The organism is Roseibium aquae (genome assembly GCF_008711285.1).
Lineage (GTDB): Bacteria > Pseudomonadota > Alphaproteobacteria > Rhizobiales > Stappiaceae > Roseibium > Roseibium aquae.
In genome coordinates, this window is the sequence record NZ_VXDC01000005.1 from 206,424 (window position 1) to 219,774 (window position 13,351).

The window sequence follows — 13,351 nt, forward strand, 5'->3', positions numbered from 1 at the left end:
ACGGAGAACACTGATGCACAAACTCAATCCGCCCGCCGGCGGTAGCCGTCGCGTGCCTTCGGCGAAGATGACGAAGGATGCCCTGACAAAGCTCGGCATCGGTCAAGTGGCCTATATGCGGAAGATCGGCGCCGCTGACCTTGCAACACTCTTCCCCGGGGTCCCGCCGGTTGACAAGTCCATGCAGCTCTATGCGCTGTTGAATGCGGATGGCAGTCCCATCATTCTGGCCGACAGCCCGCAGGCGGTTCTGGAGAATGCATGGGAAAACGAACTCCAGATGGTGAGCGTTCACTAACCCATCGGGCGTTTTGTTTGAAGCGCCCAAAGATGCGCGGCCAACCAAGAAGCGATCAGCTTGGCGCGTGAAATCGGTTCCGATCAAGCCCCCTCTGATCTGAGCTGTCGGGCGCCAGTCCGGAACCGGTTTTTTTGAGGCTTTAAAGGGTTCCCGGCCCGCACACTTGTCAGGGGCATAGCCCCGGCTGCTGCCGGGGCTTTCCTTTTCGGTTCTATGCCGGTTCGGCGGCATGGCCTTGCGGTGTGGAAGGATTTGGGGCGCGCCGGCCGGAGCCCGTGGGCCGGACGCTGTCATGCCCCGGTTGCGCTTTGCGCCAAGGATGCCCCTTGAACCACGCCGCGATATAGGCCACGGCGATCAGTGCCGCAAAGCCGGCGATATTGGTCAAGGCCTGCAAGGTCCATTCTGCCCTTCCCCAGACCATGTCCCGCAGGATCGCGAAGGCCTGTGCGATCACCAGGCTCGCCAGAAACACGGGCAGGGATTGTTGACCGACTTTCTGGACCACTCGGACGAAGCCGCTCCACAACCGTCCATGCCCCACAAGAAAGCGGCCCTGTTTGCCGGCAGCAGCCCAAGCGAGATAGGCCAGGGCCAGAAAGTGAATATAGCGGAAGAGCCCGAATTCGGTCTTGATCCAGAGCGGTTCAATCGCCTGGCGAATCTCGAAGGCCCAAACCCAATTGAGATGCTCGTCCCCGAACACCCGGTAGTAGGCGAAGGGAACACTCGCGATCACGATCGCCAAGCACAGCGCAATCAGTGGTCCGTTCACGGGCGGTGCCGGCAACCAGCCCCGCATGAAGGCAAAGCCGGTGAAAAAGACAAGCTGCCACGCGAAGGGATTGAAAAACCAGGAGCGGTCCGACCAGGGCTCTGCCGGTAAATCCAGATAACCGAATTGCGCGGCGACCCAGAGCCCGATTGACACCGCAAATGCCAGGAAGACCGATATCCGCGCGGCGATCATGATCAGCGGCATCAGTGCCAGGATCACGATATACATCGGCAGGATGTCGAAATAGTTCGGAACCCAGGTAAGGCTCATCAGTCCGGTCAGCGCGACCGCGGAGTTGTCGAACAAATGCCGCAGATTGAGCGACACCACATAGTCTTGCGTCAAGCCGCAGCAGTCGTACAAGAATCCGCTGTCCGTCACGATTACAAGACCGATCGCGACGATCAGGAACTGGCCGATAAACGCCCAATACACCTGCCACATCCGGTGCAGGATCCGGGCGGCGCCCATGCCGATGCCATGGGTGTCGAAGATCTTTCCGAAAGCCACTGCAGAGGCCATGCCCGAGCAGAAAACGAAAATCTCCGTCGCGTCGGAAAAGCCGAACCGGGCCGGGATCCAAAGCGTCCACCAATTGTGCGGGACATGGGCAATGAAGATGATGAACATCCCGAGCCCGCGGAAGAAGTCGAGGCGGGGGTCACGGGGGCGTTTTGGTAGAGTTTGCGCTGTCACGGGACTGTCTTGTTGATCTTGTGTCGGGGGCCGGACATCCCGGTCCCGAACGCCATATCCTATCTCAGCTTGCGGACGCCCGCAGCCGTTCGTCTTCCATCACCCGGGATGCACGGCGCATCCGTTCGCAGACCTCCAGTCGTTGTTCCGCATACCGGTCGACCGCACCGCGTTTGCGGGCCCTTTCCTGCAAAAGTGCCTTGGCATCCTCGAACAGACCGGCGCGCATGCCCGCGTCGATGGTCAATCGCTCGAAGACATCGCGTTGGGCATGTGAACCGCCAATCCTCGGGAGGTCCGCTCGGGCTTTCCTCAAATACATGAAAGCCGATCCGTAATTGCCAAGCCTGAATTGCTCCAGGCCAAGGCCGGCAGGCAGGCCCGCTTTTTCGAAGACCGGTGCGAGGTCCCCTCCAGCTTCGGTTTGCCTTTGCATGCTGGCCAAAAGCCGTTCGGTTCCCATCCGCCGGCCGCCGTTCACGAGCGCCAGGAGGTAGTGCAGGTCGGCAAAGACGTTGCAGCCGTCCTCAGCTCTTTTGTCCGACAGAAGTGCCAGTTCTTCCCAGCGGGCACCGACATTCACTCCCTCCAGTTCCAGCCTGGCCAGCAGGGAGGCTGCATTGGAGATATCTCGATAATCGTCGGTCTTGTCCAGGCGGATTTCGCTGTCGTACAGCGCCATGACGCGCTGGATATCACCCTGGTCAAGATACATGAGGGCGAGGTGCCACCACACATGGTATCCAAAATTGTTGCAATGGGCCCAGCCGTCCGGGTGGCGTTCCAGCCATGCGATGCCCTCTTCCGAACGTCCGGTCATGTCGTGCACATGGGCGACCGCGTGAAGGCCCCATGCATCATCGGGCGCATACTCAAGACCTTGCCGCCCCAAAGCTTCAGCCGCGCGGTACTCGCCGTTTTCTTCAAGGCAGAACGCCTTGCAGCCCAACATATAGCCATAGGTAGGCAGGGTCGGGTCATGGGCGGGCAACACGGTTTCGATCGAAGTCCGCATTCCCCGTGCATCTCCCAAAACGAAACGGATCGCATGGACGAGCTTCACCAGCAGCGCGTCACGGGGTGCGGACACCAAGGCTGCGTCGAGGAGATCGGCCGCGCGCGCCGGCCACCCGTCCAGCCAAGCCGACAGCGCTTCGATGACAGCCTGTTCGCGCGGAGTTGCATCCCGCTCGAGGGCGGCCCGTCGGGCGGTTGTCAGGCAGTCTCTTGCGGCCGCGAACATTTCGCGGCGTCCAAGCAACAGGCAAAAGAGGCCGCGGACACTCTGTGCCAGGGCGAAGTCGGGATCGGCCTGCAACGCAGCGTCCAGTTTCACCGGCGTATGCTTGCTGTGAGCGAGGAAGGCCAGCACCGTGGCGTTCCAGGCTTCAAGACAAGCCTCGGACGCCACTGTCACTTCATATCCGAACTGATCGGTCAGACGCATGGGTCAGCCTTTTTGCAACTTTTTGAAAGGAATGCGGATCCGGGCGCCCTGATCCATCACTTACAGGAATGTACGCCGAATGCGGGCGACCAGCGTGTGAACTCCAGAACACAAAATGGTGTTTCCATTGTGTTCCTTTGCGCCGCGCATCGATCTTTCAAAAAGGGGTTCTTCGTTGGATGTTATTTGCGAAATTCCGTTTCTTGTCTGAGCCGCCGCAAACGCCTAAGCGTAACCCATGAAAACAGCTTCGATTGATGTCTCCCAAAAAGTGGTTCTCTCCGGTGCGCTGCTCGGCTTGGCCCTGGTTTGCGCCGGTGCGTACTCGGTTGCCGGCACGCGGCAGGCCCTTGCCGTCCTCATCGGGGGCCTGGCAGGCGTGGCGCTTTACCATGCCAGTTTCGGCTTCACAGCCGCCTGGCGTCATATTGTAACCGAGAAAAAGGGGACGGGTTTGCGCGCCCAGTTTCTCTTGATTCTCATGACAAGCGCGGTGTCTTTTCCATTGATCGCGTGGGGGGCTGAGTTTGGCTGGCCAACGGGGGCTTTCGTGTTTCCGTTCGGTGTGGCCGCGGCGCTGGGCGCGTTCATGTTCGGGCTCGGCATGCAACTCGGTGGGGGATGTGGATCGGGGACGTTGTTCACCGCCGGAGGCGGTTCGACGCGGATGATGATAACCCTTGCAGCCTTCATCCTTGGGTCGGTATTGGCCACGGCGCATCTTCATCTTTGGAATGAGCTTCCGAGCCTTGAGCCCTACTCGCTCGTCAAGGAGATCGGGCCGCACTGGGCTTTTCTGGTGACGGCGGCTGTCCTCGGTTCGATTGCCTGGATCACGATGCGGATTGAAAAAAAGGCCCACGGCGGTCTGCTGCCCGCGCGCAGAACCGAATCCATCCTGCAAGGGCCCTGGTCGCCGGTGCTCGGGGCGGTCATGCTGGCGATTGTCGGAATTCTGACCTTTCTCGTCGTCGGCCGCCCCTGGGGCATCACATCGGCTTTCGCCTTGTGGGGCGCGAAGGCCTTTCAGACAGTTGGCATTCCGGTCGAAACCTGGCCCTACTGGACATGGCAGACGGCGGCCCTGGAAAACTCGGTCTTGCGCGACACCACCTCCGTGATGGATTTCGGCATCATTTTCGGTGCGATGGCGGCAGCGGCCCTTGCCGGGAAGTTCGCTCCGGTCTGGCATCTTTCGAGACGCGATCTTCTGACCGCCGTCGTTGGCGGGCTGTTGATGGGCTATGGCGCGCGCCTGGCCTTCGGCTGCAACATTGGAGCCTATCTCGGCGGCATCGTCTCGGGCTCCATGCACGGTTGGCTTTGGCTGCTGTTCGGTTTTGCTGGAAGCCTGGTCGGCACGCGCGTGCGTTTGAAGCTCGGGATGGGCTGACGCAATTGGCTCGCATGCCTTGCACTGCAATGTGAGATCACAGTGAGCTTGGCTGCAGGATATAAGCGTCGTCGTGAACCCTCGGAGGTGGTGCATGCCGAGTTTCGACAAAGTCATCCGGTATCTGGCCGCAATCCTGGTCTGTTTCGGTCTTTCCGCCCAGCCCCAGGCTCTGGAGCCGCGGACCGGCTGGCGGATCGTTCAAACGGATACCGCATATGGGGAGCTCGTCGAGCGTTTGACAGTTGCCATCCAGGCCGAAGGCATGCTGCTCGTGACGCAGGCCAGCGCATCTGACGGTGCCCGGATGAACGGTGTCACCATTCCCGGAAACCGCGTTTTCGGTGTCTATCGCAACGATTACGCCCGGCGCATGCTGGACGCATCCATGGCGGCCGGGATCGAAGCCCCGATCCGGTACTATGTAACTGAAAACGGTGACGGTACAGCTACCTTGTCCTGGAAGACGCCGAGCTTCGTGTTTGAACCTTACCTGGGGGAGGGTGGCGAAGCCCTTGAAGCCCTTGCCCGGGAGCTGGATGAGGTATTCGCGGCGATCGCGAGCCGGGCCACCGCCACGGCTCAATAGGCCACATCGCCGGTGACCTTGGGCACGATCGGGGCGAGGCATTCATGCAGCCGGGTTTCCCATTCTTCGAGTTTAGCGCGGCGGGCCGGAACCGGATTGAGGGGCAGGCAAAGCGAATATAGCGGTTCGATTGCATAGCGGGCCAAGCCGCGAGCGGCTTTGGCGCCGCCCTTGGCGTGTTCCCTGAATCGTTGGTCAAGGGACTTCCGGGTGGAGCCGACATAGGCCCCATAGAAACCGTTTTCCCGGGTATAGCCGCTGCGCAGGAGAACATAGACCGTTCCGGTACCGGACTTTTCCAAAACAGTTTCAGGAAACCCGGCCAGCACTGCCTGCCGGGCTTGGGTCAGCCAGGCCACCGGCTCGACATTGGCCCGTGCGAATTTCATCCGCGCATTGAGATCGGCTCCCCGGTGGGTCAATTCGTCGAGGGCAAGTGTTGCAAGCTCCAGGTGGAGCGGTTCAAGCTGCAGCCAGCCGCCGATGGCGGCTTCCAGATGTGCGCCCTGCCATTTCGCGAAAGGGCGGAGCGCAGAATAGTTCAGGCCCTCCAGGGGGCGGTTGCAGTTTCGGGGGGCGGATGTCGGCAGGGGCACGGCTGCGGGTCATGCCTCCTGCTGTTTGAGCCAGTTCAGCACATCTTCGGCATTCCGGTCAGGCGGAAACACGGGGTAAAAGATCTTCACGATCGCGCCGTCTCTTGTGATGAGGGTGACCCGCTTCAGGCGGCGTTGTCCGTCTGCCTCGAATGAAGGCAACCGGAGCTGGCCGGCGAACTGTCCGTCCGCATCCGAGAGCAGGGGAAAGGGCATGTGGAGCCGGTCAGCGGCTTCGCGCTGATCCTCTGGCGATTGATTGGACGGACCGAAGACATGGGTTGCCCCCGCTGAGCGCAGTTCCTGGTAATGGTCGCGAAAGGCGCAGGACTGCGGTGTGCAGCCGCGTGCGCCGGGAATGTCGTTCCAGCCTGACGGCAAGGACCGGTCGGGCCGTCCGGTCATCGGATAAACATAGATGACGACCGTACCGTCGAGCTGGCCGGGGTCTATTGGACCGCCGACGGTCGCCGGCAGTTGGATGGACGGCAGGCGCAATTGTGTGAGGTGGTCGCAGGCCCCGTCGTCGTGTGGGGCGGGAAGCATCGACCAATCAACGGTTTGAACCGGGTCCATATCTTTTCCTCGTGCCTATCAATCGGTCAGGATCTGACCAGCTTTTGTGCTTGTCTGGCTGTCACCGCGCGTTATCTAATACCCAATTGTCAACGGCAAGAAAGGAGGTGATCCCATGTCTAGTGAGTTTCCGAGTGTGGCCCTGGGGTCTGGGCGGAATCTGATGGTGACGGAGCAGCCTCTTTCAGCATGAGTTTCGCCGGGATCTGATCCGGGCACCGGGTCACTAGGATCTCATGAGAGGGTCGCATCGCGGCCCTCTTTTGTTTTTGCCGGCTGACTTGAGCGGGGCACTTGTCCAGGTGCCGCCAATGGCTTTGCAATTGGTTTCAGTTGAAACTAACATGCGGAAAACAGGTGAGGAGGCATGGGTGTCAAAGCCATTACTGCATTCATATTTCAGAAGTTCCACAGCGTTCAGGGTCCGCATCGCACTGAACATCAAAAACCTGGAAACTGACTATCGGGCGCATCATTTGCGGCTCGGCGAACAGCGGGCGCCTGCCTATCTCACGCTCAATCCTCAGGGGCTGGTTCCTTCCCTTGAGTTGCCCGACGGCACCGTTCTCACCCAATCGCTCGCGATCATTGAATACCTCGAGGAAACGATGCCGGAGCCGCCATTGCTGCCCGCCGATCCGATCCTGCGCGCCAAGGTGAGGGCGGTTGCCCAGATGATTGCGTGCGATATTCATCCCATCAATAATCTGCGGGTGCTGAACCACCTCCGCACCTGCTTTGGCGCCGATGACGCGGCGATCGCAGGGTGGTTCCGCCATTGGGTCGAAACCACTTTCGAGCCGCTGGAAAAACAGTTGAGCCAACGCCCGCAGCGGGACCGATTCTGCTTTGGGTCGGCGCCGGGTCTCGCGGACATATGCCTGGTGGCTCAGGTGGCCAACAATGCGCGGTTCAATGTCGATATGAGTGCGTTCCCCACGGTTCAGGCGATCCACGATGCCTGCATGGAACTGCCGGCGTTTCGGGACGCGGCCCCATCCGTCCAGCCGGACGCCGAATGAACGGCGCCGGTCTGGCCATGGACGCAATCAGATGAGCCCGACGGCTTTGCGCACTGTTTCCTCCCGAAGGGAACAGTCCATGCCCTTGTAGGCATCGCCGGCCTCAGTGCTCAGCCACGCGATGGCCTCGCCAACCCATTCGGCTGGAATGTGCACTGACGGATCGAGTTCGCTGACCGGATTAATCCCCGATTGCTTGATCTGGACCTGCATGTCCGTGGCCACTGTTCCAGGGCTTAGGCCCATGACGCGAATGCCCTTTTCAGCGAACTCCTTGTCCGCGCACTTGGTCAGCGACAGCACAGCCGCTTTTGAAGCGCAATAATGGCTCCATCCTTCCAGCGCGCCTGTGGCTGCGCCGGAACTGATGTTGATGATGGTGCCAAGGCCTTTCTCCAGCATGAAGGGCGCTGCGGCGCGTAGACCGTGATAGACACCTTTGACGTTGATATCGATGACCTTGCCCCAGTCATCGGGATCCGAGGTCTCGATCCGGCTGATGGGTTCGATAACCCCCGCATTATTGACCAGAATGTCTATGCCGTCGAAATTGTCCACGCACAGACGCACAGCTGCCTCGACATCATCATAGCGGCCAACGTCGCAAGAGATGGCGCTCGCTTCACCGCCGGCATCGCGAATGCTCGCCGCGATCGCTTCAATCACCTTGGTGCTGCGTGCGGCCAGGACGACCGATACGCCGTATTTGGAAAGACTGCGGGCAGCAGCCTCACCAATGCCGCGACTCGCACCGGTGATCAGAGCGGATTTTCCCCGTAGTTGAAACATGTTTGAAAGTCCTCGAAGGGTCTGTCGAGCCAAAGGGCGGAATGAGGCCGCACCTTATTGCCTCGGCGGCTGGGAATAAATAGGCTCGAGCTCACCAGACGCAGTTGGGAGAGGCTAGCGGCGCCAAGCCGTTTCCCGAAGACGAGCAACCTCCCCGGAGACTGGAAATTGCCCTTGGAATTCCGGGACCCGGACAGACGGCACTCAATTGGACAAGGCCTGCACATTCTAAAGACAGGATCCGATATGAAAGACACTACGTCCCGTTTGCGTGCCGGTTTGCGCACTCTCTATTTCGGGCAATCGCTGTACTCGCATGTTTTCCGTTACACACTGCTTGCGTTCGATATCGTCACCATTGCCTATTTCGTGGTCGCGCCGCTGATTGATCCGGAGCGTATCAACCACGGGGCGGACTATGCGATCGCCGCCGTTCTGAGCCTGGACTTCTTCGCCCGGCTCCTGGCCTCCCCCCGCCCATTCCGCTACCTGGCAAGCTTCAGCTCCTTGGCCGATCTGGTTGTTCTGGCGTCCCTGTTGTTGCCGGCGGTTCTCGAAAACCTCGCCTTCTTGCGGGTCGTAAGGATGTTGCGCCTCATGCGCTCCTATCATCTCTTGAAGGAACTTCGCGAACATGTGGGGTGGTTCCGCCGTAACGAGGACATCGTTCAATCGACCATCAATCTTTTCGTTTTCGTTTTCGTCGTGACCGCTCTGGTCTTCGTGGTCGAAAACGATCGGAACCCGGGTATCAACAATTATCTGGATGCATTGTATTTCACGGTCACGACCCTGACGACGACCGGTTTCGGCGACATTACGATGACCGATACGACGGGACGCCTGATGACCGTCTTGATCATGATTTTCGGCGTCGCCCTGTTTCTCCGATTGGTTCAAACCATTTTCCGTCCCGCGAAAGTCCAGGTGGCTTGTCCCGATTGCGGTTTGAACCGGCACGATCCGGATGCGGTGCACTGCAAGCATTGCGGGCGTGTACTGAACATCGCCACCGAAGGGGAATGGCTCTGATCCGCTAATCAGCCGCGGGCTGCCAGCCTCTGATTGACGAGAGAAAACTCGACCAGCTCTTTGCTGGTCATAGGCCGGGCGAGGGCATAACCTTGAAGCACATCGCAGCCCATGTCCCGCAGCATCTTGACGTGCTGCATCGTCTCGACCCCTTCTGAAACAACCTCGAGATTGATGGAGCGGCCCATATCGATGACGGCCTGCAGCAGCTTCCGGTGGTCTTCGGAACGGGCGATGGGGTGAACCAGTTCGCGATCAATCTTGACCCGTCTGGGCGACGCCGACCACATTCCCAAAAACGAAGACTGGCCGGTCCCGAAATTGTCGATCTCGATGTCGATTCCAAGGTCGGCAATCTCCCGGATCCGGGCCTTGAGCTCTTCGTTCGTGTGGTCGAGCATGGTCGATTCATGCACTTCAAAGGCCATGCGGCCATTGGGAATATAGAGTTTTTTCAGAAGATTTATCAAAAACGGATTGGCCACGCGCTGCGCGGACACATTGACGGCAATTCGCGGAATGGGGGCATTTTGCCGATCCCAGCGGCGCATGTCTTCCAGAGCCGTTTCCAGGATCGTTTGGTCGATTTGATCGGCGGCTCCCAATTCCTTGGCGGCCGCGAGAAACGACGGCGGGGACAGAACGCCAAGAACCGGGTGCTTCCAGCGGGCGAGAGCCTCCACACCGATGAGTTCAAGCGATTTGGCGTCAAACTGCGGCTGGTAGACCGGGAAGAATTCGCCTTTTTCCAAACCGTCCAGAATATCGTCCGAAATCCGTTTTGTGCGCTCGATCTCCTTTTGAAGATCCCGCGAGAAGAAGGTGAAGCGTCCGCGGCCCTGCCGCTTTGCGCGGTAAAGTGCGATATCAGCGTTCATCATGAGTCTCGCTGGATCGCTCGGCTGGCTGCTGATGTCCTCGCCCATGCTGGCGATGCCAATGTCAATGCCGATGCTTGCACCGAAACGGCAAAGCTCATTCTCATAAGGCACGGGCCGGCTCAGCTCGGAAATCAGCAGGTCGGCCAGGAACTCGAGTTCTTCGCGGGCAACCGTCGACTCCCGCAAGACGACAAACTCGTCCCCGCCGATACGGGCGATGAAATCGTCCTCCGCACAGTTTTCCCGAAGCACTTGAGCCACATGGCGCAGAATGTAATCCCCGGCCGCATGTCCCAGCGTGTCATTGATGGCCTTGAAGCGGTCCAGATCGATCTGCAGCAGCGCCAGTTCCTTTTCGCGGCTTCCCTCTCGCCATTCCTGCAGCCGCTGATCGAGATAGCGCCGGTTCGGGAGGCCCGTGAGCGGGTCGTGAAGGCTGTCGAATTCGGCGCGCGATTTCGTCTGCTGAAGCACGAGGTTTCGTTCTTCTGCAAGCCGTTGGGCATCTTGTAATTCGTGTTCTCTCTGCTTCAAATCCGTGACGTCGGTGATCACGCCCACGATGTAACGGTCGCCATTGTCCGTCGTGGCAAGGGTCTTGCTGGATATCGCGGCCCGGAAGGTCCCTTCTGCTTGGCGGTCGATCAGCTCTTCGGTTCTCACGTGCCGGCCGGTTTCGAGGACGGCCTGGTCCATGTTCTCGGCGATCCGGGCCGCTTCGGTCGGCAGACATTCATGGGAGGTTCGCCCAATCAGGGCTTCCCGGTCCAGATTGAACAGCCCGCTATAGGCCGTGTTGACAAGGACATAGCGGAACTGCGCATCCTTCGCGGAAACAGGATTGGGGACTGTGTCGAGAACAAGTTGTGCCAATTCCGCACGGCGGAGGGCCTCTTGAAGGGCCCTTTCCCGCTCTTTCAGCTTGCTGACATCGTTCAGAACCGTCACGACATATCTGTCGCCGGATTTTGTGGTTGCAACGGATTTCCGTGTGATGGATGCGTATTCCCGTCCCCCCGGAAATGAGAGGATTTCATCCATTTCCAAGATCTCTCCCGTCGTAAGGGCGGTCCGGTCCCGGGTGTTGAGGGCGGCGGTGTCGAAAAACGGGAAAATCTCCTCCACTTGCCGGCCTAAAAAGCTCGAGCGATCGCGCTCGACGAGCCTGCAATAGGCGTCATTGGCCATCACATAGGTCAACTCGGCGTTCTTCACGATGATCGGGTTGGTCAACTGGTTGAGCACCGCGGCAGCCAGTTCGGCCTTATCGAGGGCCGCTTTCAGCATCGTTTCCTGGCGGCGCAGCCGGGTCACGTCGTTCAAAATTGTGATCGTGAACTCACCTTCGCGGGTCCGGAGATAGCTGTGGCGGTTCTGAAGCGAAAGCGGCTTTCCGTCCTTGCGGACAAAGGTGCCTTCCTGCTCGATCGGTTGTCTGGTTCGCAGCACTTCGTTCGTGATATCGAGAATGCGGCCCGCGCGTTCCGGCTCATGAATTGCATCTGGCGTGGAACCGATTATCTGGCTGATCGGCAGGCCGTAGAGCTCCGAAAAGGCATGGTTGACCATGACATACCGGTGCGCACTGTCCTTGACGACGACCGGATTTCCAAGGTTGTCCAGAATATGCTTGGCGAGCTCAGCCATCTGCAAGGCCTCTTTCAGCTGGCTTTCCTTTTCCTTGAGGCGCGTGATGTCTGTGAAAACAGTGACCAGGTACTCCCTGTTTTGATCCGTGCGGGTCAGCCCCTTCCGCACGAGGGCAGGCATCGCAGCTCCGTCTGGTTTTGTCAGTTCGTCTTCAAACTCCTGCGCAAGCCCGGAGCGCATCACAGCCAAGTCGGACTGCGTGATCCGGTCCAACATGACGCCGGATTTGAAAAAATCATCTGCCTTGCAGCCAATGAGGCGTTCGCGGGTTAGCCCGGCAGATTCCAGATAGGCCTTGTTGGCCAATACATAACGGAGCTGATGGTCCTTGACATGAAGGGGCAAGCTCAACTGATCGAAAACGAGTTCCGAAAGTTGCGCGCGCTCCAATGCCTCGGAGAGTCTTTGTTGCTGGCGTTTGTAGCGGGTGATGTCACTGACGGAAGTAACGACGAAAGGTTTGTGTCCGGCGACGAGCGCCAGCCCCTTCCGGGTGACTGTCGTAAGCTGCTCTCCCTGCCCGCGAAGATAGGTGTTTTCATCCTCTCGTGTTTTGCCCGTTGTCAAAACGTTTTGGTCGAACTCCCGCATGCGTTCGGCGAGAGCGGTGGGCAAAAAGTCGTAGCCCTGCCGTCCGATCAAGGCTGCCCGGTCAATCTCGAAGTAATCCGCATAGGCCTGGTTCATCATGATGCAGGTGTGCGTTTCATCCCGTACGATCACCGGTGTTTTTAATTGCTCAAGAACCTGCTCCGACAACTCAGCTTTCTGAAGAGCCTTGGAAAGGGCACTTTCCTTGAGCTTCAGTGGTGTGATGTTGTTGTGAACCGTCAAAATCAACGCATCGCCATTGCCCGTTTTCATCAACGTCTTGGAGGTGTTCAAGAACAGCGGTTGGCCATCCGGGCCATCCAGTGTTTGTGTGAACTCCCGTGGCTCACCCGTCTCCAAGAGGCGTTTTTCCGCGTTGATCGTCACCGCATTGGGTTTGGTGTGGGGCTGCGCTTTTCCGGTTTTCCCGAGCAAGGCCGCAGGCTCGGTTCCATGTAGCCGGCAAAAAGCATCGTTGACGAAAATGTATTCCTGACGGGCGTTTTTGATACTGACCGCATTCGTCAAATGATCCAGCGCCGTCTTGGCGAGGCTGGCTTGCGTCAATGCGGTTTCGAGTTTGTCATCCCGGCCGTGTCCCTCTGTGACGTCATGCAATGCAATCGAAAAGAGGCCATCTGGCAAGGCGGTGCCGGCAAATGCGATGATCTTGTCGGTCTCCAGAACAACCTCGATGGAGAACCCGGTGCCATCCGTGCAGAGATTCCGGTAGGCTTCGAGGAGCCGATCCACAGCCCCTTGCGGAAACGCACCAAGCACGACGGCTATGTTCAGAAGCGTAGAAAAGTCCAATCCCTTGGGATCGAGAGCGGCGTTCGGGCGGTCGATACCCAGAACAGCCCAGGTTGCGCCATTGATCATGTGAAGGGTGTCTGCATCGCCAAGAACGACACCATGGTCGCAAGCGGCCAACAGGCCGCGCAACAATCGGGCGGGATCCAAGTTCGGCGTAACAAAATCGTCGATGCGATCGAGATGGATTGTCATCA

11 protein-coding genes are annotated in these 13,351 nt (G+C 59.0%); 5 read left to right on the forward strand and 6 right to left on the reverse strand.

The window, feature by feature from the left end; all coding sequences use genetic code 11:
* Positions 1-13 precede the first annotated feature (13 nt).
* Positions 14-298 carry a BQ00720 family protein gene (locus tag F0184_RS09815; RefSeq protein WP_208998410.1) on the forward strand — a complete coding sequence of 95 codons (285 nt, stop codon included), beginning with the start codon at positions 14-16 and terminating at the stop codon, positions 296-298.
* Between the two features lie 214 nt (positions 299-512).
* Here F0184_RS09815 and F0184_RS09820 read toward each other — a convergent pair whose 3' ends face one another.
* Both F0184_RS09820 and F0184_RS09825 read right to left on the reverse strand, forming a co-directional pair.
* Positions 513-1,709 carry an OpgC family protein gene (locus tag F0184_RS09820; RefSeq protein ID WP_150496129.1) on the reverse strand — a complete coding sequence of 399 codons (1,197 nt, stop codon included), beginning with the start codon at positions 1,707-1,709 and terminating at the stop codon, positions 513-515.
* A 130-nt stretch (positions 1,710-1,839) separates the two neighbouring features.
* Positions 1,840-3,222, reverse strand: a complete 1,383-nt coding sequence (locus F0184_RS09825; RefSeq protein WP_150496004.1) for a tetratricopeptide repeat protein — start codon at positions 3,220-3,222, stop codon at positions 1,840-1,842.
* 238 nt (positions 3,223-3,460) lie between these two features.
* Between F0184_RS09825 and F0184_RS09830 the strand changes: the two genes are divergently transcribed.
* Both F0184_RS09830 and F0184_RS09835 read left to right on the forward strand, forming a co-directional pair.
* The gene (locus F0184_RS09830) at positions 3,461-4,615 is read left to right on the forward strand and encodes a YeeE/YedE family protein (RefSeq protein WP_150496005.1); all 1,155 of its coding nucleotides are present in this window, start codon (positions 3,461-3,463) and stop codon (positions 4,613-4,615) included.
* 94 nt (positions 4,616-4,709) lie between these two features.
* A complete protein-coding gene (locus F0184_RS09835) occupies positions 4,710-5,204 on the forward strand; it encodes a DUF302 domain-containing protein (RefSeq protein WP_150496006.1) in 495 nt (164 codons plus the stop codon).
* On the opposite strand, the gene F0184_RS09840 is transcribed toward F0184_RS09835, so the two are convergent.
* Both F0184_RS09840 and F0184_RS09845 read right to left on the reverse strand, forming a co-directional pair.
* Complete coding sequence (locus F0184_RS09840) at positions 5,198-5,800, reverse strand: hypothetical protein (protein ID WP_208998411.1); 603 nt, start codon at positions 5,798-5,800, stop codon at positions 5,198-5,200. The two genes, F0184_RS09835 and F0184_RS09840, sit on opposite strands and share 7 nt — an antisense overlap.
* 9 nt (positions 5,801-5,809) lie before the next feature.
* Positions 5,810-6,376, reverse strand: coding sequence for a peroxiredoxin (locus tag F0184_RS09845; RefSeq protein ID WP_150496007.1), 567 nt, complete (start codon positions 6,374-6,376; stop codon positions 5,810-5,812).
* 371 nt (positions 6,377-6,747) lie between these two features.
* On the opposite strand from F0184_RS09845, the gene maiA reads away from it, so the two are divergent.
* Positions 6,748-7,398, forward strand: coding sequence for a maleylacetoacetate isomerase (gene maiA / locus F0184_RS09850; protein ID WP_150496008.1), 651 nt, complete (start codon positions 6,748-6,750; stop codon positions 7,396-7,398).
* Positions 7,399-7,425: 27 nt separating this feature from the next.
* Here the strand turns inward: maiA and F0184_RS09855 are convergent, their stop codons facing one another.
* The gene (locus tag F0184_RS09855; protein WP_150496009.1) at positions 7,426-8,187 is read right to left on the reverse strand and encodes an SDR family oxidoreductase; all 762 of its coding nucleotides are present in this window, start codon (positions 8,185-8,187) and stop codon (positions 7,426-7,428) included.
* 246 nt (positions 8,188-8,433) lie between these two features.
* Here F0184_RS09855 and F0184_RS09860 point away from each other — a divergent pair, with 246 nt between their 5' ends.
* A complete protein-coding gene (locus tag F0184_RS09860; RefSeq protein ID WP_150496010.1) occupies positions 8,434-9,219 on the forward strand; it encodes an ion channel in 786 nt (261 codons plus the stop codon).
* Positions 9,220-9,227: 8 nt separating this feature from the next.
* On the opposite strand, the gene F0184_RS09865 is transcribed toward F0184_RS09860, so the two are convergent.
* Positions 9,228-13,349 (reverse strand): PAS domain-containing protein, encoded by a 4,122-nt coding sequence (locus tag F0184_RS09865; RefSeq protein ID WP_150496011.1) that lies wholly within the window; start codon positions 13,347-13,349, stop codon positions 9,228-9,230.
* Positions 13,350-13,351 lie beyond the last annotated feature (2 nt).